Source organism: Magnetospira thiophila, from assembly GCF_054657015.1.
Genome location: NZ_BAAHXF010000001.1, coordinates 266149 through 286131 on the forward strand (window position 1 = coordinate 266149; position 19983 = coordinate 286131).

17 protein-coding genes and 1 pseudogene are annotated in these 19983 nt (G+C 61.9%); 3 read left to right on the forward strand and 15 right to left on the reverse strand.

Going from position 1 to position 19983, the window contains the following annotated elements:
* The 13 genes from hypD to ACYQ1P_RS01435 all read right to left on the reverse strand — a co-directional run bounded on the left by hypD (position 1) and on the right by ACYQ1P_RS01435 (position 11507).
* A complete protein-coding gene (gene hypD, locus ACYQ1P_RS01375; RefSeq protein WP_460018588.1) occupies positions 1 to 1128 on the reverse strand; it encodes a hydrogenase formation protein HypD in 1128 nt (375 codons plus the stop codon).
* Positions 1125 to 1358, reverse strand: coding sequence for a HypC/HybG/HupF family hydrogenase formation chaperone (locus ACYQ1P_RS01380; protein ID WP_460018589.1), 234 nt, complete (start codon positions 1356 to 1358; stop codon positions 1125 to 1127). Before ACYQ1P_RS01380 ends, hypD begins: the two co-directional genes overlap by 4 nt.
* Positions 1359 to 1368: 10 nt before the next feature.
* Positions 1369 to 2199 carry a hydrogenase nickel incorporation protein HypB gene (hypB, locus tag ACYQ1P_RS01385; protein WP_460018590.1) on the reverse strand — a complete coding sequence of 277 codons (831 nt, stop codon included), beginning with the start codon at positions 2197 to 2199 and terminating at the stop codon, positions 1369 to 1371.
* A 183-nt stretch (positions 2200 to 2382) separates the two neighbouring features.
* On the reverse strand, positions 2383 to 3819 hold the full coding sequence (locus tag ACYQ1P_RS01390; protein WP_460018591.1) for a nickel-dependent hydrogenase large subunit: 1437 nt from the start codon (positions 3817 to 3819) through the stop codon (positions 2383 to 2385).
* A complete protein-coding gene (locus ACYQ1P_RS01395; RefSeq protein WP_460018592.1) occupies positions 3816 to 4826 on the reverse strand; it encodes an NADH-quinone oxidoreductase subunit B family protein in 1011 nt (336 codons plus the stop codon). Before ACYQ1P_RS01395 ends, ACYQ1P_RS01390 begins: the two co-directional genes overlap by 4 nt.
* Positions 4827 to 4885: 59 nt before the next feature.
* Positions 4886 to 5635, reverse strand: a complete 750-nt coding sequence (gene hybE, locus ACYQ1P_RS01400) for a [NiFe]-hydrogenase assembly chaperone HybE (protein ID WP_460018593.1) — start codon at positions 5633 to 5635, stop codon at positions 4886 to 4888.
* Positions 5632 to 6489: a hydrogenase expression/formation protein gene (locus ACYQ1P_RS01405; protein WP_460018594.1), complete on the reverse strand. Its 858-nt coding sequence runs from the start codon at positions 6487 to 6489 to the stop codon at positions 5632 to 5634. The genes hybE and ACYQ1P_RS01405 overlap by 4 nt, the downstream gene beginning before the upstream one ends.
* Before the next feature lie 22 nt (positions 6490 to 6511).
* Complete coding sequence (locus tag ACYQ1P_RS01410; protein WP_460018595.1) at positions 6512 to 6880, reverse strand: thioredoxin domain-containing protein; 369 nt, start codon at positions 6878 to 6880, stop codon at positions 6512 to 6514.
* 75 nt (positions 6881 to 6955) lie between these two features.
* Positions 6956 to 7279: a HypC/HybG/HupF family hydrogenase formation chaperone gene (locus tag ACYQ1P_RS01415; RefSeq protein WP_460018596.1), complete on the reverse strand. Its 324-nt coding sequence runs from the start codon at positions 7277 to 7279 to the stop codon at positions 6956 to 6958.
* On the reverse strand, positions 7279 to 7866 hold the full coding sequence (locus tag ACYQ1P_RS01420) for a HyaD/HybD family hydrogenase maturation endopeptidase (RefSeq protein WP_460018597.1): 588 nt from the start codon (positions 7864 to 7866) through the stop codon (positions 7279 to 7281). The genes ACYQ1P_RS01415 and ACYQ1P_RS01420 overlap by 1 nt, the downstream gene beginning before the upstream one ends.
* A 3-nt stretch (positions 7867 to 7869) precedes the next feature.
* Positions 7870 to 8589, reverse strand: coding sequence for a Ni/Fe-hydrogenase, b-type cytochrome subunit (gene cybH, locus ACYQ1P_RS01425; RefSeq protein ID WP_460018598.1), 720 nt, complete (start codon positions 8587 to 8589; stop codon positions 7870 to 7872).
* An 18-nt stretch (positions 8590 to 8607) separates the two neighbouring features.
* Positions 8608 to 10398 (reverse strand): nickel-dependent hydrogenase large subunit, encoded by a 1791-nt coding sequence (locus ACYQ1P_RS01430; protein WP_460018599.1) that lies wholly within the window; start codon positions 10396 to 10398, stop codon positions 8608 to 8610.
* A gap of 26 nt (positions 10399 to 10424) precedes the next feature.
* The gene (locus ACYQ1P_RS01435; protein WP_460018600.1) at positions 10425 to 11507 is read right to left on the reverse strand and encodes a hydrogenase small subunit; all 1083 of its coding nucleotides are present in this window, start codon (positions 11505 to 11507) and stop codon (positions 10425 to 10427) included.
* Positions 11508 to 12008: 501 nt separating this feature from the next.
* Here ACYQ1P_RS01435 and ACYQ1P_RS01440 point away from each other — a divergent pair.
* From ACYQ1P_RS01440 to malQ, 3 genes are all read left to right on the forward strand, one after another.
* Complete coding sequence (locus tag ACYQ1P_RS01440) at positions 12009 to 12392, forward strand: DUF2934 domain-containing protein (RefSeq protein ID WP_460018601.1); 384 nt, start codon at positions 12009 to 12011, stop codon at positions 12390 to 12392.
* A 135-nt stretch (positions 12393 to 12527) separates the two neighbouring features.
* On the forward strand, positions 12528 to 14681 hold the full coding sequence (glgX, locus tag ACYQ1P_RS01445; RefSeq protein ID WP_460018602.1) for a glycogen debranching protein GlgX: 2154 nt from the start codon (positions 12528 to 12530) through the stop codon (positions 14679 to 14681).
* 13 nt (positions 14682 to 14694) lie between these two features.
* Positions 14695 to 16839: a 4-alpha-glucanotransferase gene (gene malQ / locus ACYQ1P_RS01450; protein WP_460018603.1), complete on the forward strand. Its 2145-nt coding sequence runs from the start codon at positions 14695 to 14697 to the stop codon at positions 16837 to 16839.
* Positions 16840 to 17165: 326 nt separating this feature from the next.
* Here the strand turns inward: malQ and ACYQ1P_RS01455 are convergent.
* A pseudogene (locus ACYQ1P_RS01455) lies at positions 17166 to 17417 on the reverse strand (transposase); the annotation flags it as partial.
* 62 nt (positions 17418 to 17479) lie between these two features.
* Positions 17480 to 19978 (reverse strand): hypothetical protein, encoded by a 2499-nt coding sequence (locus tag ACYQ1P_RS01460; RefSeq protein WP_460018604.1) that lies wholly within the window; start codon positions 19976 to 19978, stop codon positions 17480 to 17482.
* Between the last annotated feature and the right edge of the window lie 5 nt (positions 19979 to 19983).

Sequence of the window (19983 nt, forward strand, 5' to 3'; positions counted from 1 at the left end):
TCACGCCGCCCCCCGGAATCGTCCATAGGTCCAATGGGCGGCGCAGGCCCCTTCGGAAGACACCATGCAGGAGCCCATGGGGGTCTCGGGGGTGCAGGCGGTGCCGAACAGCTTGCAGTCGGCGGGATGCTTGACACCGCGCAGGATGGCCCCGCATTCGCAGGCTTTATGGTCGGGAGCCGATTGGTCGGGCACGGTGAAACGCTGCTCGGCGTCCCATTTGGCATAAGCCGTCTTGAGGCGGAGGGCGCTGTAGGGCACGACCCCCAAGCCCCGCCATTCGAAGCTTTTGCGTAATTCGAAAATTTCCGCCACCAGGGCCTTGGCCTTGGCATTGCCCTCCCGGGTGACGGCGCGGGTATATTCGTTTTCCACCTCGAAGCGGCCGTCGTTGACCTGCCGAACCAGCATATGCACCGCCTGCAACACGTCCAACGGCTCGAACCCGGCAATGACTACCGGCTTGCGGTATTCCTCGGCGAAAAACTCATAGGGTGCCGACCCGATCACCGTGCTCACATGGGCCGGGCCGATGAAGCCATCCAGCGGGACCGTGCCGATCTCGCGCACATCGGGGCTTTCCAGAATGTTCTGAATCGCCGCCGGGGTCAGCACGTGATTGCAAAACACCGAGAAATTCTCCAGCCCCAGGGTCTCCGCCTGCTTGATGGCCAAGGCGGTGGGCGGCGTGGTGGTCTCGAAGCCGATGGCAAAGAACACCACCTCACGTGCCGGGTTTTCCTGGGCGATCTTCAAGGCATCGAGGGTCGAATAAACCATCCGCACGTCCGCCCCGTCGGCCTTGGCCCTAAGCAGACTGACGCCGTTTGATCCGGGGACACGAATCATATCCGCATAGGTGCAGAGAATGACATTCTCGGACTTGGCCAGATGGATGGCGGCGTCGATGCGGCCCATGGGCAGTACGCAGACCGGGCAGCCCGGCCCGTGGATCATGCGCACCTCCGGGGGCAACACATCCTCGATGCCGTAGCGGGCGATGGCATGGGTATGGCCGCCGCAAAACTCCATGAAATGATAGCGCCGGTCGGGCCGCACCTCGGCCCGGATCACCGCCGAGAGCTTGCGGGCCAGGGCACCGTCGCGAAATTCCTCGATGTATTTCATGGGGCCGCCGCCATCAGCTCACCCGCTTCGGCGAACAGGGCGAGGGTCTTTTCCGCTTCGTCGGGGTCGAGCTTGGATAGGGCATAGCCCACATGGATGATGACGTAATCGCCCACTTCGGCCCCCTCCACCAGGGCCAGGGAAACATCCTTGCCGACGCCGCCCACCTCGACGCGGGCCATGTCGTCATCGAACAAATCGGTAATCCTGCCGGGGATGGCCAAGCACATGGGAAATCCTCTATGGGGCGGCGTCGGCGGCCGCAGGGGTGGCTTCGAGACCGGCGCGCAGCCAGGCGTACCAGTCGGCCATGCCCGCGCCGCTGGTCGCCGAGACCTGAAGAACCTGCAAATCCGGTTTGATCCGGCGGGCGTAGTCGATGCAACGGTCCACATCGAAGCTCAGATAGGGCAACAGGTCGGCCTTGTTGAGCAGCATCAGGTCGGCGGCATGGAACATGTCGGGATACTTGAGCGGCTTGTCTTCGCCCTCGGTCACCGACAGCACCACCACCTTGTGCGCCTCGCCCAGATCGAACGCCGCCGGACAGACCAGATTGCCGACGTTTTCGATAAATAGCAGCGAGTGATGGGCCAGCCCCAGCCCCTCCACCGCATGGCCGACCATATGGGCGTCCAGGTGGCAGCCCTTGCCGGTATTGACCTGCACTGCGGGAACGCCGGTGGCGCGAATGCGGTCGGCATCGTTGTCGGTCTGCTGGTCGCCCTCAATCACCGCCATCGGGGCCGTGCCCTTGAGATCTGTCAGGGTGCGGGTGAGCAGGGTGGTCTTGCCCGACCCCGGCGACGACACCAGATTCAGCGCGAATACGCCGCGCCGGGCGAACAAAGCCCGGTTATGGGCCGCATGATGGTCATTCTTGGATAGGATATCCTGCTCGATCTGCACGATGCGGGCTGAATCGGTGTCTGGCGCGTGGCTGTGGTGATCGTGGTCGTGGTGAGAATGCCCATGTGTATGCTCATGGTCATGACTATGCTCACGAGCATGATCCAGCGCCTGGCCCGCCACCGTCGCTCCGCCGCCGCCGCATCCGCATGTGGTACACATCCGCCCGTCTCCTATCCCCGTGGTCCGTCGGTTGGTGGAAAGCAACGAACATGCCACGGAAGATCGGTTTCCATTTTGCACCTCCCGGGTGGCGGATATCAAGGGTTTCCGGAGCCAGCGGGGGAAAAGACCGCCGCGCCACATGCAAACATTCTTTCCAGAATGGAAACCATGTTAACAGACTCAATGCACCGTGCAGACCATGCAGGGATCGAAAGAGCGCACCACATGCTGCACGGCAAGGGGGGCGGTCTCACCGTCGCGCACCGGGGTGCCGATCAGCGCCTGTTCCAGCGGTCCGCGCAGGCTTCGGGTGTCGCGCGGCGAAAAATTCCAGGTGGTCGGGGCGATGATTTGATAGCCGTCGATGCGCCCGTTGCGCACCCGCAGCCAGTGGCCGAGACTGCCCCGCGCCGCCTCCACCAGTCCGACCCCCTCGGCGTCTTGCAAGGGGATATCCTCGGTGCAGAACGGGTCGCGCGGGGTCAGTTCCTTGGCCCAGCCTTCCATCAACCGCACAATCCGCGCGCATTCCAACAGCCGCGCCAGCACCCGATTGCGCACGTTGCCGCCCGACCGCGCCACCACGTCGGTGATCAACGGCTGACCGTCGATCAGTTGCCGGGCCAGCGCCCCCACTTCCACCGGGGCACCGTCCAGGCGCGGCGCCCGGCACCAGCTATAGGCGGCAGGGTTGGACATGTCGGGTTGGGTGGTGCTCTGAGCAGGAGGGGCCGGATCCCCACGCAGCCAGGCATGGCTGTTGTCTTCGAGAATGGAATCGAGTGGCACCGGAGACCGCACGCCGTCCCGCCACAGCCCCCCAGCGAAGGCCCCGTCGTAGGCCCCATAGCTCATGAAAGTAGGACCCGAGGGTCCGAGGCTTTGTAATTCCAGGTCGTTCGCCAAATGCAGAAACAGCGGCAGGGCGGCCCCCTGCGGCGGCCCGGACTGAATCCAGTTTTGCAGCGCGTCTTCGTTGGTCAGCGCCAGCATGTTCTCTATAGTGTCCCGATAAATATACCGCTCGATAAAGCGGCGGGTCTCGCCGATAATCGAGATCAGCCGCATCTTATCGCCCATATCAATGGCGCAGGTGGTGCCGCCGGGGCGCAGGGCCAGGCTATGGGGCCATTTTCCGGCCAGAATGCCGAGCACATGCAATAGGCGGGATCGGGCGGCCAGGGCGCGGGCACTGGCCTCGCCCCGGGTCGCCTGGTATCCCCGCTGAACCGCCTCGAACCAGGGTCTATTTGCGTAAGACTCATGGGCAAAATCGGGCATGAAGAACAAATGGAAATGGGTCAGGTGGTCGGCCAGATTCTCCGCCCCATGCACCAGATTTTGGGCCAGCAGGCCGTTGGGGGCCGGGGTCAACCCCATGGCCTGGGCCAGGGCGGCGCTGGCGGCCAGGGACTGAGAGACCGAGCAGATGCCGCAGATGCGCGGCGCGATGACCAGGGCTTCCTCCGGCGTCCGCCCGCGCAGGATCTGTTCGAAACCGCGATACAGGGAGGCACTGACCCAGGCATCGCGCACCTGTCCGTCGGCGATGTCCAGTTTGACCTCCAGGTCTCCCTCGACCCGATTGAACGGCCCGACCACCAGACGCTTACTCATTTGTCGCGATCCTTGCGGGCCGGAGGAATGCGCACATGGTCGGCCTCGGCGTTGGTCCTGACCCGGGCCGGGGTGGCCGACTTGGACAGCGCCGCCAGGGCGATGAACCAGGCCTTGGGCATGTCCAGCGGCAGGCCGACCGGAATACCGGCGACCTTCGGCGTTTTCAGGAACGAGGCCCCCGGCTCCTCGAACCCCGGGACGGTGCAGGCGATGCAGGTGAATCCGGCGTCCGGGCAGGCTCCAGAAGTGCCGTTCCAGACCCGCTGATTGCAGTCGCCCGGGGCCTGTGTCGCCTTGCAGCCCAGATGCTCCATCAAACAGCCACGCTGGGAAAAGTGTTGGGCGCTGGCCTTGAACTCGTAAAATTCGTTGCGACTGCATCCATGATGGGCCAGATGATCGGCGAAAAAACGCGGTCGGGCGTGCATATCCAGATCCTCAGACCGCAGATCCCCCGCCGCCAGCGCCATCAGGGTTTCGGCGATCCAGCCCGGATGGGGGGCGCAACCCGCCACATTGATCACCGGCACGCCGGCCCGCGACCGGAAGCCTTCCCCGAGCAGTCCCCCGGCCTCGACCCCATCCCATTGCAGCCCGGTGGCATCGGTCGGATTGGGCATCCCGGCAGGAATGCCGCCATAGGCCGCACAGGAGCCGACCGCCACCACATGGCCCGCCTGTTCCGCCAAATCGGCAATCCAATGGGCCATCGGACGACCGGTCCCGGCGAACATGTGAAAGCCGCCGCTGCCATTGGGGCCGGTCATCGCCGAGCCTTCGACGCACAGAACATCCAGGCGGGTCTTGCCGTCCAGAATATCATTCAGAATATTGAGGGTTTCGGCCCCGCACGCCGCACTGAGCGCCGGGTGCCATAGAACTTCCACGCCGTGGGGTCGCAACGCCTCGACCAGCCCCACCCCTTCGGCGTCCAGCGCCGCCATGGTGCAACCGCCGCAGCTTCCGGCTTGCAGCCAAACGACGGTGAAGGGATCGACAGTCATGGACCTCGCCTCGTGAACGTCGGTGTTGTTCTTCAGCATAAAGATCGAAACGACAAAGGTCAGGCAGATTCAGACGTCGCCGACTGGAACTTGCCGCGCAGGAACTGTCGGCGATCCACCGGGGCGGGCGCGGATTCCTCCTGCGGCTTTGTCTGCTCGAACAGCGGCGTACCCTGATCCTCGGTCTCCCCGTTGGCCGGATCATTGAGCGCCGCGAGGATCGCCTGAGCGGTCAGTCTGGCACCGTCCTGATCGGCAAACAGCCCCATGGGCGACACCAGTGAACAGGTCTGACTGCGGCCCAGACCGTCCAGATCCTGCTTGACGAAGCTGTAGCGTCCGGCGGGAAACAGGTAGCTTGCCTTGTCGCCATCGCGGAAATTCTGCCAGTCGGCCCCGTCCTGATCTTCCGGCAGGTAGAGCAGATTGAGGCACCAGGGCGTCAACAGCACCAACAGCCAGCCATCGCGCCAAGGCTGGATATCGACCACCTCCACCGACAGGGCGTCATTGCAAATCGGTACATCGGCCATGGATTCCCGGGCCACCCGCTCATAGAAGGCCGTCACCCTTTGCCGTTGAGCCTCCTCCTGCGGATTTTCCAGTCGCACGAAGCGTTCGCGCGGAGTGTCGCAGTTGGGGCAGGTCCAGTGGTCGGGCAAGGCGGAAAAGGGCGTGCCCGGCGGGATCTGCCAATAATCATCCCCCACCGCCGGGTCATAGACCCGCCAGCAGACGCCGCATTCCATGCGGGCTCCATCGGGCAGATGGGAAAAGTCCGCACCGAAATTTTCAAAGGCACCGCTCACAGATAGGCGTCCCGGATTTCGCGCAGGCGCTCGGCGGAATCCTCGAAGTCTTCGCCCGTCGCCAGCACCGCCACCGGCACATCGCCCACTTCCAGGGTATCGAGCACCACATCTCCCATCACATTGAGGAACTGTACCGACCAGACATGACGAACGCCGGTGGCCAGGACCTGACATGTCCCATAGCCTTTCGACAACAGCCGCAGACCGCCGGTGCCCAGGGTGGCGCGCAGGAAATCCATGTCCGGCTCGCTCATCGGCAACAGGGTGAAGCTGATCACATGATTGGGCTGACCGGCCCGATAGGCCCGTGCCCGTTCGCGCACTTCATGCAATAACGGCAGGGCGTTCATCGCCCCCTCGGGAGCCGCGCCAATGGCAAACGGGGGCCTCAGGCAGCCGTCTGCCGCCGCCCGAGCCGCACCGGGCACGGCGGCGATCTCCACCCCGTCGGCCAGCAGGCGGCCATCGGCGGCCACCCGGCGCACCCGCCACAGACCGGCCATCACCGATTCCTGGATGCGGGTCTCCGCGCCATCGCCCAGGATGACCCCGGAGACCTCGCCTTCACCGAGCACCTGATCAATCAGCAGCCGGTCCTTTTCTGGATAGTTCATCAGATCGACACTGAACGGCGGTTCGTCCGCAGTTTGGATGGCCAGTTGATCGGCCAGGGTTTGCAGCAGCGACAGAGCCATCGGACAATCGCGGGCCAGATCCTCCGCCGCCGACAGATCCAGGGTGCGGCTGCGCGCCTTGTCCATGACCGAAAGCAGACCGTCCCCCGCCGTCTCGCCGAGCACGGGGATAAAGGTGGTGGGGGTCTCGTCCTCGGGCCAATCGAAACGTTCCATGGTCGGTCTCCTGATGGCGGGGTTAAGCGGCGTCGCGGGCGGGATTGAACAGGGCGGACAACTCATGAAGATACACCGCCCAATCTTTCAGCCTTGGGATCACACCCAGAACCCCAGCCCCCCGCAAGGCCACCAGACTGGGATAGACCAGCACCCCGAAACGGGCCGCCAGTTCCGGCTCGTCGGCCCGGTCGATCATCGCCACCGGCAAATCGAGTCCCAACTCTGCGACCAGTTCGGGCAGAATGACTGCCAAATCCTGGGCCTCCGGGCGGCGTTCCGGATCGCCGGTAAAAAACAGCAGGCGGAGCCCGTCACCGACGAGAAACTCGTCCACCGTCGTGCTCGTGACCAGCGGGTACTTCAGACGGTCAAGCGGCTTGGTCGCCATAATCAATTCCTTTCTGTGGTCCCATCCTTCGACAAGCTCAGGATGAGGATCGCTTCCGTTTCCGTAAAACACACCTCACCCTGAGCTTGTCGAAGGGCAAGGCGAGGACGGACGCAGGTGTTCGGGCAGTTGCGGTTCCCGGTCCACCAGATCGGCGAACAGGTGATCGACGTTTTCACCACGCAGGACCAGATCCAAAGCACTGAGGGCATTGCTGATGTCTTGGGCTTCCTGATCCCCCAGAATCTGCACGGCCCGGTCCAGGTGGACCAGCACCAGCGTGCCGACAGCCGCCCCGTCGACCAAAGACAGATCGACCCGTTGCGGCACGCCATCCCGATGACAGATCGCCCAACTGCCTTCCATGGCCTCGATGCGCAGGGGAATGCCGATGCACATCAGGCCTCTCCCGGCACACTCGGACGGGCCTCGTAGCCTTGGAGATCCAGCCCGTATTGCAGCAGACCGGCGTCTTCCGGCAGCGGCTCGGCCCGCCGGATCGCCAGCACGCCCCAGTCCCGAAGCTCGGCCAGCACAAAATCTATCACCGGGTCGATGCAGGCCCGCACCGGATCGCTGAGACTGCCGCACCAATCGTCCAACAGCGCCGCCTGCACACCGATCAAGGTCTGTGCCTCGGGGCTGTCGCCCATCAAATCGGCGGCACTAAGGACTTCCTGAAAGCCGGTCTGGTGCAGGCTCATCTTCTTGGCCCCGGTGAATTTGGGTACTTCGTCCCCCCGGGCAATGACGATATCCCCCGGCCTGCGTCCGTAATCCACCGCGTCGATGACCAGCAGTTGGTCGCAGTCCTGCACATGCTGCACCAGATAGAGACCCTGGGTGCCGCCGTCCATCAGTTGGACGTTTTCCGGGAAGGCGTAGCGGCGGTGCAGTTCCTCCACCACCCGCACGCCGAACCCTTCGTCGGCCCACAGGATGTTGCCGATGCCCAGCACCAGAATGCGCGAGGTATCCATGCTCATGGCTCAGTCCTTATCGTCTTTGTAGCTGCGTACGCCGCTGATGATGGTGCTGATCATGGTCTGCCGGGACATGATGTCCTCGCGGATCGCCGCATAGACATGCAGGATGATAAAGGTGACCATCACCCACATGCCCAGATGGTGCCATGTATGCAGGTTCTGGGTATTGCCCGCGAGGTCGATGACCCAACCGAACAGGGCATGCTGCCAACTGTCCATTCCGGCCCCTTCGGCATACATGGCAAAGCCGGTCAGGATCATGAACACGGTGCAGGTCAGGAACATGCCGAACATCATCAATTGGGCCAGCGGATTATGACCCACGTACTTCTTGGGGATCTTCTCCAGGAACATGTACCATTTGAATTCGAACAGCACTTCCGACCACCATTTGACCGACCAGATGGGCAGAATGAACATCTGCCGGGCATGGTGGTTGCCGACGAAGGCCCAATAGATGCGCACCAGGAACCCGATGGCCAGCACGTAACCCGCTGCGAAATGGGCGAAGCGGATGTAGCCCATCAAGAACCAGTCGCTGGCCTCGCCGGACACGCTGGGTAGCGGACTGCCGATAAAATAGCCGGTGACGCCCAGCACCAGAATCGCCAGCACATTGACCCAATGCCACAGCCGCACCGGGGCCTCGTACACATAAATCGAGGCATGGCGCTCGCCGCGCTGTTTGAGTTCTAACGAGGATTCTTCAGCCGTGAAGCTCATGGTGTTTCTCCTCTGCCCCTAGCGGACTTTGACGTCGGCCATCTGTTGTCCGTCCGGGCTCATCACATGGGTCGAGCAAGCCAGGCAGGGATCGAAGCTATGGATGGTCCGCAACACTTCCAGCGGCTGTTCCGGATCGGCCAGGGGTGTATCCATCAAGGAAGCTTCAAAGGCCCCGATGTTGCCTGCCGGATCACGCGGCGAACCGTTCCAGGTGGTCGGCACCACGCATTGGTAGTTCTTGATCTTGCCGTCGGTAATTTCCACCCAGTGCCCCAACGCCCCGCGCGGCGCCTCGGTGAACCCGGCTCCGCGCGCGGTGGCGGGCCAGTTCTTGGGGTCCCATTTCTCGGTGTTGGCGGTGGCGGTATCACCGGCCTTGCAGGTGGCGATCAGTTTGTCCTGGAAATGCTTCAGCTTGTGCGCCGCCCATTGGCATTCGAGCCCGCGTGCCGCCGTGCGGCCAAGGGTCGAGAACAGGGCGGTCAGGGGCACGTCGAGCTTGGCCAGTACCGCGTCCACCGGTTCCTTGAATTCCGGCTTGCCCTGTACATAGCCAATGACATAGCGGGCCAGTGGCCCCACTTCCATGGCATGACCGCGCCAGCGCGGCGACTTGATCCAGGAGTACTTGGCTTCCTCGTCCAGGGACTTGATATGCTTGTGGTCGCCCACGGTTTTCGGACCCAGTTGGAAATGCGGCTCCGTATGGCCGACCGAGGGATGCAGCCCCTTTGTCTCGTCCGGGTAGTCGTACCAGGAATGGGTGACAAACTCCTGGATCTGCTCCGGGTCCATCTGATCCACCTCATGGACGGTGGACAGATCCCCGTTGATGATCGCTCCGCGCGGCAGGGTCAGGTTGGCAGCCGAATAATCGTTGGCGTTCTCCGGAATGTCGCCATAGCTCAACAGGCTCTTGCTCGACAGCCCGCCGCCATGCAGCCAGTCCTTATAGAACGAGGCGATGGCCAGCAGGTCGGGGATATAGACCTGTTCGGTGAATTCGATGCAACGGTCGATGATCGAGGTGACCATGTTCAACCGTTCCATGTTGATCGCCCCCACCGCGCCGACGCCGTCCAGGTTGATGGCGCAGGGCACGCCGCCGACCAGCCAGTTGGGGTGCGGGTTCTTGCCGCCGAAGATGGTATGGATCTTGACGATTTCCTTTTGGAAATCCAGCGCCTCCAGGTAATGGGCCACCGCCATCAGGTTGGCTTCGGCGGGCAGCTTGTAGGCCGCATGGCCCCAATAGGCGTTCTTGAACGGCCCCAGTTGCCCGGATTCGACGAATTTCTTGAGCCGTGTCTGGATGTCCTTGAAATAGCCCGGCGAACTCAGCGGCCAGTTGGAAATGGACTGGGCCAGGGTCGAGGTGGCCCGGGGGTCCGCCGACAGGGCCGACACCACATCCACCCAATCCAGGGCATGGAGGTGATAGAAATGCACCAGATGGTCATGCACCTGCAAGGTGAGCTGCATGATGTTGCGGATCGAGTTGGCATTCTCCGGGATCTGAATACCCAAAGCGTTTTCCACCGCCCGCACGCTGGTCAGGGCATGGGTGCCGGTGCAGACGCCGCAAATGCGCTGGGTGAAGGCCCAGGCATCGCGCGGGTCGCGGCCTTTCAGAATCAGTTCGATGCCGCGCCACATGGTGCCGGTGGACACGGCGTTGCGGATGACGTTGTCGGCGTCCACATTTACTTCGACACGCAGGTGCCCTTCGATGCGGGTCACCGGATCGACAACGACGCGGCGACCGCTGTTATCGAGATTGAAGCCGTTTGGCGTAGTATGAGCCATGGGTCTGTTCCTTCTGAATTTTGGGGTCAGCTATCGCTCTTGTCGGATTTCTCCGACACGCGCTTGATGATGCTGGCCGCCGCATGGGCCGCCACCGCCGCACCGGCCACACCGGCCACCGTGCCACCGACCGTGTCGGCATTTTCCTCGATGCCGAACTGGTGGATGTTGGTCAGCCGGGAATAGAACGGCCCCTTGTCCCAGAAATCGTCCTCGGAGCAACCGATACAGCCGTGACCGGACTGGATGGGGAACGACACCCCCTCGTTCCAGCGGGTGGTCGAACAGGCGTTGTAGGTGGTCGGCCCCTTGCAGCCCATCTTGTACAGGCAGTAGCCCTTGCGCGCCGCGTCGTCGTCCCATTGCTCGACGAACTGTCCGGCGTCGAAATGCGGGCGGCGATAGCATTTGTCATGAATGCGCTGGGAATAGAACATCTTCGGGCGGCCCTGGCGGTCCAGTTCAGGCATCCGCTCGAAGGTCAGGATATAGGTCACCACGGCGGTCATCACCTCGGCGATGGGCGGACAGCCGGGAACCTTGATGATTGGCTTGTTCTTGATCACCTCGTGAACCGGGGTGGCCTGGGTCGGATTGGGCTTGGCCGCCTGCACGCAGCCCCAGGAGGCGCAGGAGCCCCAGGAGATGATGGCCGCGGCATCCTCGGCCATATACTTGAGCTTATCGACGAACGGCACGCCGCCGGGAATGCAATAGATCCCATCGTCCTTGAGCGGCGGATTGCCCTCGACGGCCAGGATGTATTGGCCCTTGTACTGTTCCTTGACCTCTTCGAGGATCGCTTCGGCCTGATGTCCGGCGGCGGCCATGATGGTATCGTCGTAATCCAGCGAGATCATCGACAGCACCACGTCCTTGACCAACGGATGGGCCGAGCGGATGAAGCTTTCGGAGCAGCAGGTGCATTCAAGCCCATGCAGCCAGAGCACCGGAATGCGCGGCTTGGTCTCCATGGCATGGGCGATCTTGCCCGCGAAGGCCGGGCCGAGCCCCAACGACGCCGCCGTCAATGAACAGAATTTGAGAAAACTCCGCCGGGAAATGCCCTGGCGCCGCATGACGTCGTAAAAGGTTTCCTGATGAGACATGGTCCGCCCCCGCCTGTTGCATCCGTGGCCCGAAGGCCGGTCGAAAAGTTGTTGACCGATCAGGACTGCAACAGCCGTGCCAGGGGAGAATCATGACATTTTTTTTAACCAAGCCCCGGCAAACAAACATTTCTTACATATATTCATCGAAATAATTTTGTATATATGGACATATTGTTTCCATCCTCTGATGGAAAGTTCATTTTCATCCAGAGTCCCTTGCAAAGCCTAGCGGGCCGATTCCCCGCCCCGGCCCGAATCCGCACAGGCGAATCCCCGCTGCCTGCCGCAGATTGTGAATAGGGCGGCATCAATCCCTGTTTCCACACGCGCCTATTAACTTGTTGTAATATTACAATCTTTAAATTTCTACGCTTGAAATACGGAAGGCGGGAGGATGAATCTTTTTTAAATTGTGAAATTTCCTGATGCAAACTGTTCAATGGTTGATTAGATTTGCGTCTTATTCCCCGAACCAATCTTGATATAGGGACAAAAAATATGACTGAGCCCCTCGAAGAGAAAATCCGTCAGCGCGCCTATGAAATCTGGGAAGCCGAAGGCCAACTGAGCGGATTTGAAGCGGATCACTGGGCCCGCGCCGTGCAACAGGTCGCCGACGAGGAAGCCGCTGCCAAGCGCGCCAAGTCCGCCAAAAAGGCCGCGCCGGCCGCCAAGCCTGCCGCCAAGAAGGCCGAACCCGCCGCCAAAAAGCCTGCTGCCAAAAAGCCTGCCGCCAAGAAAGCCGCGCCCGCCAAGCCTGCGGCCTCTGCTCCGGCTGCAAAAGCGGCGCCCAAACCGGCAGCCCCGTCCTCTGTTGCTGCGGAAGTGGCCAAGGTGGCCGCGCCGTTGAAGGCACCGACCAAGGCTTCTCCCAAGAAGTAACGTCGTCTGGCCCGGGTCAAGGGCCAATGGTTGGGCCTGCACGCCCCTGTTTCAGGAGGGGAGTGAGGCTGTGCTTTTGCCGATTGTGAAAGGCCGCCATTTGGGCTATGAGGCCTATCGACCCGGGGAGGACAGATGTCCAAACATGCCGACCGCAAGATCTGGCCTGGTCGCCCCTATCCTCTGGGTGCGACATGGGACGGGCGCGGCACTAATTTTGCCCTTTTTTCAGAGAATGCGGAGCGGGTCGAACTCTGTCTGTTCGATGCGGCAGGGCGCAAGGAAGTCGAACGCATCGCGCTGTCCGAATATACCGAGCAGGTGTGGCACTGCTACCTGCCGGATCTGCTGCCCGGCACCCTGTACGGGTATCGGGTCTACGGCCCCTACGAGCCGACCGCCGGGCACCGATTCAACCCCAACAAGCTGTTGATCGACCCCTATGCCAAATCGCTCACCGGCTCGCTGCCCTGGAAACAGTCCCACTTTGGCTATCGGCTGGATAGCGCGCGGCAGGACCTGAGCTTCGATAGGCGGGACAATGCCCGCTGGATTCCCAAGGGCATTGTCACCGACACCTCGTTCAACTGGGGGGGTGACCAACTGCCCGATGTGCCATGGCAGGATTCGCTGATTTACGAGGCCCATGTGGTCGGCATGACGGCCCGCCATCCCAGCGTGCCGACGGCCCGGCGCGGCACTTTCGCCGGATTGGCCCACCCGGACATTCTTGAACATTTGGTCAAGCTTGGGGTGACCGCCATCGAGCTGTTGCCGATCCAACCCTTCGCCGATGAATCCCATCTGGTGAAAAAGGGCCTGATCAATTATTGGGGCTACAACTCCTACAGCTTTTTTGCCTCCGAGCCGCGCTATCTGGCCACCGGCCATCCCAATGAATTCCGGACCATGGTGCGCAATTTTCACGAAGCGGGCATTCAGGTGATCCTGGACGTGGTCTACAATCACTCCGCCGAAGGCAATCACCTGGGCCCGACCCTGAGCTTCAAGGGCATCGACAACAAGGCCTATTACCGACTGGTCCCCGGCGACGAACGCTTTTATGTCAACGATACCGGTTGCGGCAACACCCTCAATCTGTCCCATCCCCGGGTGTTACAGATGGTCATGGATTCATTGCGCCATTGGGTGAAGGAAATGCATGTGGATGGCTTCCGCTTTGACCTGGCCACCACCTTGGCGCGCGGGTCTGACGGGGCGTTCGATCCGCGCAGCGCCTTTCTCTGTGCCATCCGGCAGGACCCGGTGCTGTCTCGGGTCAAGCTGATTTCCGAACCCTGGGACGTGGGCATGGGCGGCTATCAGTTGGGCGGCTTCCCGCCCGGCTGGTCGGAATGGAATGATCGCTACAGGGATACGGTGCGCGCCTTCTGGATCGGTCAGGCGTCCGGCGTGGCGGAAATGGCGTCGCGGCTCACCGGCTCCAGCGACATGTTCGAGGTTCTCGGGCGCAAACCCCGCGCCAGCGTCAATTTCATCACCGCCCACGATGGCTTCACCCTGGAAGACCTGGTGTCCTACGACCGCAAGCACAATGAGGCCAACGGCGAGGATAACCGCGACGGCACCGACCACAATGTCAGCTGGAATTGCGGCGTCGAGGGGCCGACCGAGGATCCGGCCATTCTCGCCCTGCGCGACCGCCAGAAGCGCAACCTGATGGCCACGCTGTTTTTGTCCCAGGGCTTGCCGATGATCGTCGCCGGAGACGAACTGGGGCGCAGCCAGAACGGCAACAACAACGCCTACTGTCAGGACAACGAGATCAGTTGGATCAACTGGAAAAATTTGACGGAAAGCAAAAAGTCTTTCCTCGAATTCGTCCGTTTCATGAGCCAGTTGCGCCGGGATCACCCGGTTTTCCGGCGGCCCCGCTTTTTCCACGGAGAATTCCTGGAGGGCTCAACCCTCAAGGACATCACCTGGCTGTCCCCGGACGGACGCGAGTGGCGGGATGACGAATGGGGGCAACTCCATCTGCGGTGCTTCGGTTTTCACTTGGGCGGCGATACCGGAGAGTACTACTCCCGCGCCGGGGATCGGCAGTTGGACCAGCACTTCGTCGTGTTGCTCAATGGTTATCACGATCTTCTGCCGTTCCGCATGCCGCCGCAGGACCTGGGCGAGCGCTGGCAGCCGCTGCTCGACACGGCCCGCCCGAATCTAGCTGGACTGCAAGACAACTACAACGCCCTGGAAGCCTATCCGCTGGTCGACCATTCGCTGGCTGTTCTGGTTCACAAACCCCTCACCACCGACGATACTTGAAGGAAATACCGTTTTGTCCGACACACTGAGGCACCTCGCTGCCGTTGCGGGGATCGAGGAAAGCTATTGGGATATTTTCGGCACGCAACACGTGATCGACGATCCTGCGCGCCGCTTTCTGCTCGCCTCCATGGGCATCGCCGCCGACAGCGAGGACGTGGCCGCCCAGTCCCTGCGTAATCTTGAAGATCGTCCGTGGTTGCGACTGGTGCCGCCGGTGGTGGTCGCGCGCGGCGATCACCCACCGACGGTCGAGGTCTGCATTCCCGAGGAACTGGGCCATCGCAGCCTGAAATGGTCGCTGCGCCTGGAAACGGGCGAGAAACGCACCGGCGAAACCCATTGTACCAGCCTGCCCACCTGGGGGTCCCGGGACGTGAAGGGGCAACGTTACCTCAAGAAATCTCTGCGCCTGCCCGGTGACTTGCCGCTCGGCTATCATCAGTTGGAGGTCGAACTGGCGGGAAAGGCCGGTCGCGGCACCCTCATCATGGCTCCCGACCACAGCTATCGTCCGTCCTGGCTGACGCACGGCGAGCGCAAATGGGGTCTGGCCTGCCATCTTTATGCCCCCCGTCACGCCACCGATTGGGGCATCGGCGATTTCACCACCCTGCAACAGATCATCCGCATGGGCCTCGATCAGGGGGCCCATCTGGTGGGACTAAATCCACTGCATGCCCTGTTCCCGGCCAATCCGGAACATGCCAGCCCCTATTCGCCGTCCAGCCGCCTGTTCCTCAATCCGTTGTTCATCGACCTGGAAGCGGTGCCCGAATTCGAAGCGGTGCGCCAGTCCCTGCCGGCTCATCTGAGCGCCCAACTGAACCGGGCGCGGCAGGCCAGCCATGTGGACTATGGCCTGGTCTCGGAGATCAAGACCGAGGTTTTCGCCGCCCTGTTCCGGGTGTTCCGTTCCCGCAAGGGGCCGCGCTGGGAAGCCTTCGACGCCTTCCGCGCCGAACTTGGCCAGCCGCTGGAGACCTTCTGCCTGTTCGAGGCGCTGACCGAACGCTTCGACGGCAAATCCTGGACCCAATGGCCGAAAGGCTACCACAGCCCGGACACGCCGACGGTGCGCCAGTTCGCCCGCGACCACGCCGAACGGATCACCTATCATGCCTATCTGCAATGGCTGGCCGACAGTCAGCTGGCCGCAGCGGCGCAAGCGGCGACGGATGGGGGCATGGATGTGGGGCTGTATCGGGATCTGGCGGTGGGCGTCGATCCCAACGGGGCCGAGGCCTGGTGTGACCAGAAAGCCATCGCCATCGGCGTGCAGTTCGGGGCGCCGGGTGATGCCCTGAATCCGGTGGGTCAGGCCTGGGGCGCGCCGCCCTATCTGCCGCTGGCCCTGCGCGAGATGGCCTATGCACCGTTCATCGCCGTGCTGCGCGCCAACATGCGCCACGCCGGAGCCCTGCGCATCGACCATGCCATGGCGCTGCAACATCTGTTCTGGATTCCCAATGGGGCCGACGCCCGCAGCGGTGCCTACGTCTCCTACAACATGGATGAAATGCTGGCCATTGTCGCCCTGGAGAGCACCCGCCAGCGCTGTCTGGTCATCGGCGAGGATCTGGGCACCGTGCCCGAGGGCTTCCAGCCGCGCATGAACGGCGAGAGCGTCCTGTCCTATCGGGTGCTGTATTTCGAACGCTGGAACGATGGCCTGTTCAAGCGTCCGGATGCCTATCCTCGGCTGTCCCTGGCCACGCCGACCACCCATGACCTACCCACCCTGCTCGGCCACTGGCGCGGCAACGATCTGGCCCTGCGCCGCAAGTTGGGACAGTTTGCTTCTGAGGAACAGATGGCGACTGACGAGGCCAACCGCGAGACCGATCGCAAGATGATGATCTCGGCCCTCACCGACCAGGGTCTGCTGCCCGCCAATTTCCCCAGCACCCCCGACCTGTCGCCCGAGGACGGTCAGCGGCTGTTGGTCGCCGTGCACCGCTTTGTGGCGCGCACCGACAGCGCCTTGGCCTTGATCGGCATCGACGACCTGGCGGCGGAAATGGATCAGCTCAACCTGCCCGGCACGGTGGACGAATACCCCAACTGGCGCCGCCGCATCACCCCGACCATCGAAGAACTCTCCGCCCGCCCGCAGGCCCACGAGATCACCCAGGGCGCCCGCGCCGAGCGGGGATAACCGCCCGACCCTTGCGGGCAACAGCCCCCGCACCTCCTGCCGACGAAGGTCGGGCTTGCGTGCGAAAAATACTTATTGAGTGGAGTGTCATGTATCCCGGATCCGTCACAAACCCAGCCCATTTATATTCTATCTATTTGTAAACAAAAGATTCACACTGTTTTTTATGGGGCCTTCAAGAAAACAGTGTATTTTACGGAAGCTGTTTACGAACCAGGAGAAAAAGCTGGTTGTGGCGGCCTTCGACGGCGGGGCGAATGAGCTTATTCGCCCGCTTGGCCTTTTCTCGATCGGGTGGGCGGCATCGGTTATCGGACTGCTGGAGATCATACAAGCCGCCCTATTGATGAACCTTCGATCACCCAATCGTGGAGTTCGATGGACATAATTTTCCAGGGTTTTTCGGTCAGCTTGTTCCAGGCCACACAGCAGGCTTCGACGGTGTCCTCGTAAGTTTCAAAGACGCTGTTGGAGAGCCAATTTTGGCGCATGTACTGCCAAACGTTCTCGACCGGATTGAGCTCCGGGGAACGGGGCGGCAGGAAGTCGGGGCTGATGTTTCGTGGCATTTTCAGTTCTCCCCTGCCAACATTCGCACATCCAACGGCGCGTGCTGGGAAGCCTTCGACAGTCGGAAGGATCAATCCTTGGCGCGTTTGATAGTCGGAGTATTGTCGGTGTTGATCCACGGTCGTCCATTCTCATCAATGGCGATATAGTAAGCGGTAACATTATTGACTTTGTCGAAGCTATTATTCGTACTGTTCCATTTGTACAAAATGTTACTGAAATCAGTTATGTAGACCGTTCCATCCGTTTTGCCGACGGCAATCCGTCTTGCTTTCTGACCTGAGCTCGGCCGTTTTTCGAACTTTGTTCCAACCCACTGACGCACGTAGTCGTCACCGTCGGTGATCCAGAGATCGTTTCCAAAGCCGACGGCCATCTTGCTCAACTGTGTTTGAGCAAACTTTTTAAACACCTCTGAGTCCGGCGCTTTCGAATATATATAATTATCGGAACTCGAATAAAAATCCGCATAGACGGTTCCATCGGGGCCGACCGCAATGATGCTGCCGGCCGACAGGCCGCTGACGCTATACTGTTTCAGGACCTTGTTGCGTTCACGAAAAAAGCCGGTCTTGGGATTGCTTGTATGCGCCCAGATATCGCCATTGGGGGCGATGTCGAAACTTGAAATGAAGGAGCCCTCGGTCGTGAATTGCACTTCCGCGTCAATAAACTTCTTGCGGGTCGAACTGTACTTGTCCATCGCCCCGCCCGGCGTCGTCGCCCAGATCACGCCATCGACATCACTGGCCAGAAGCGGGTATTGGGAGCTACTGAGCGTCGAATAGTCCACAGTCTCAAACTGCATGTTTTTGGAAAACGTAAAGCTGGACGCGCTGCTTGTCGTCACTGTCGTGGTCGCCCCACTGCCGTAGGTGTCCCCCGTCGCGGCAGCCGCCACCGAGATATCGCCCGCTTCGTCACGTTTAAAGAATTTCGACGCCAGAGCAAGGCGGGCGTCACTGACCACCCACGGATAGCCGCTGGGACCGACCGCCACCTTCCACGGCGTGTGTCCCGGGGTCTTGACGGTTTCGAAATCCGAACCGTCGCTCTTGAGCCGCATCAGACTGTTCAGGTCCGAGACAATCCACACGCTGCCGTCGGGGCCGATGGACAGGCTGATGGCCTTTTGCTTGAAGACTTTGCACGGAAACACGTCGCAACGCTGGACCAGTTTGTCCGTGCGGATTGCCCACGGCGTCCCGTCCGGGGCCACCGCCACCGCCGCGCCGGTGCCCTTGATCAAATCGAAGCGGGTACCCGTTTCGTTCAGCTTAGCGAGCTGTTTCGAGCTGTCGGCAATCACGACCGTGCCGTCATACCCGACGGCAATGTCCACTGCCGTGACACCATGGATCTGGGCCCAGCGCGTACCATCATGGTGGAACACCCGGCCCAACGCCGACACGCCCCACGGATGACCGTCCTTGTCCACGGCGATTTGCACCAAGGTGCCGGGAAAGGTTTTGAATTTCTCCTCCGTGTTGGACCAGCGCATGACGCCACCGCCACCGTCCAGGCCGAACACGCTGCCGTCCGCGCCGATCGCCAGGGTGGTGATGATCTTTCGCGTGTTGACGAAGGTGATCTTATCCTTGGTGGTGAAGGTCGCGGCATCGCCGGCGTTTTGTGCCGTCGTGGAACTACCGGTGAGCTTGGTGGTCGCCCCGCTTGCGGACGGGGTCGGTTCCGGTGTCGATGCAGTTGGCGTTGATGCCGCGATCGTCGGTGCAACCACCTGGGACGCCTCCGCGCCGCGCGCCCGGGCTTGTGGAGCCTGCAGTTGTTTCGCCTCGCCCTCCTCCTGCGGCGTCAGCTCGCCAAGGTTCCCGTTGGCCAGAATCGTGCCGCCGCTGACGATCGCCCACGACGCGCCATCGGGAGTCACCGCGACCGACTGAACACCGACGATGCCGGGCACCGCGATCCATTGCTTCCCGGCGCCGCTCCAGGTGCGCAGGCCGCCTTCCCGGTCCGCGATCATGATGACATCCGTGCCGCCAACGGCGATGTCGTGCGCCCTCCCCGGCATCGTGTGCCAGGTCTTGCCGTCGAAGCGATGAATGGACCCGTCTGGCGCAACAGCCCATAGATCCCCCCCAGGGCTTAGCGCCAAGCGCTGCGCGACACCGCTCACGGGCCGCCATTCGTTGCGCAATGCATACCACTGTTTGATCTCGCCGTTGTGTTTGGCGATGTAGACGTGGCCTTGCGTATCCGCCGCCACGTCCGCGACCCCGGTGTCCTTGTTTTCCCACCACAGACCGTTGTAGCGATAGACCACGCCGTCGGCATTGACCGCCCACGGGCGATTACCCTCTGCGGCGGAGATGCGCGCAAACTGGCCGGACATCCGCCGCCAGCGCTGCTCGGTCATGTCCCAACGCCACGGCGTGCCGTCCAGCCCGGTGACATAGCCCTGACCGTCGGCATTGATGGAGATGTCGGCAGCCTGTCCCGGCACCTTGGTCCAGGGGGCCTTGACGGCGTCTTGCGCGACTGCGCCATATCCCAGCGCAACGCCAAGAAGGCTCAAGGCGCACAAAAGCCTGAGGTTGCGGATCATGCAAC

What these genes read in the sequence shown, in the direction of transcription:
- hypD (WP_460018588.1), bottom strand. Translation starts at nt 1,128, where the DNA reads ATGAAATACATCGAGGAATTTCGCGACGGTGCCCTGGCCCGCAAGCTC.
- ACYQ1P_RS01380 (WP_460018589.1), bottom strand. Translation starts at nt 1,358, where the DNA reads ATGTGCTTGGCCATCCCCGGCAGGATTACCGATTTGTTCGATGACGAC.
- hypB (WP_460018590.1), bottom strand. Translation starts at nt 2,199, where the DNA reads ATGTGTACCACATGCGGATGCGGCGGCGGCGGAGCGACGGTGGCGGGC.
- ACYQ1P_RS01390 (WP_460018591.1), bottom strand. Translation starts at nt 3,819, where the DNA reads ATGAGTAAGCGTCTGGTGGTCGGGCCGTTCAATCGGGTCGAGGGAGAC.
- ACYQ1P_RS01395 (WP_460018592.1), bottom strand. Translation starts at nt 4,826, where the DNA reads ATGACTGTCGATCCCTTCACCGTCGTTTGGCTGCAAGCCGGAAGCTGC.
- ACYQ1P_RS01405 (WP_460018594.1), bottom strand. Translation starts at nt 6,489, where the DNA reads ATGGAACGTTTCGATTGGCCCGAGGACGAGACCCCCACCACCTTTATC.
- ACYQ1P_RS01410 (WP_460018595.1), bottom strand. Translation starts at nt 6,880, where the DNA reads ATGGCGACCAAGCCGCTTGACCGTCTGAAGTACCCGCTGGTCACGAGC.
- ACYQ1P_RS01415 (WP_460018596.1), bottom strand. Translation starts at nt 7,279, where the DNA reads ATGTGCATCGGCATTCCCCTGCGCATCGAGGCCATGGAAGGCAGTTGG.
- ACYQ1P_RS01420 (WP_460018597.1), bottom strand. Translation starts at nt 7,866, where the DNA reads ATGAGCATGGATACCTCGCGCATTCTGGTGCTGGGCATCGGCAACATC.
- cybH (WP_460018598.1), bottom strand. Translation starts at nt 8,589, where the DNA reads ATGAGCTTCACGGCTGAAGAATCCTCGTTAGAACTCAAACAGCGCGGC.
- ACYQ1P_RS01430 (WP_460018599.1), bottom strand. Translation starts at nt 10,398, where the DNA reads ATGGCTCATACTACGCCAAACGGCTTCAATCTCGATAACAGCGGTCGC.
- ACYQ1P_RS01435 (WP_460018600.1), bottom strand. Translation starts at nt 11,507, where the DNA reads ATGTCTCATCAGGAAACCTTTTACGACGTCATGCGGCGCCAGGGCATT.
- ACYQ1P_RS01440 (WP_460018601.1), top strand. Translation starts at nt 12,009, where the DNA reads ATGACTGAGCCCCTCGAAGAGAAAATCCGTCAGCGCGCCTATGAAATC.
- glgX (WP_460018602.1), top strand. Translation starts at nt 12,528, where the DNA reads ATGTCCAAACATGCCGACCGCAAGATCTGGCCTGGTCGCCCCTATCCT.
- ACYQ1P_RS01460 (WP_460018604.1), bottom strand. Translation starts at nt 19,978, where the DNA reads ATGATCCGCAACCTCAGGCTTTTGTGCGCCTTGAGCCTTCTTGGCGTT.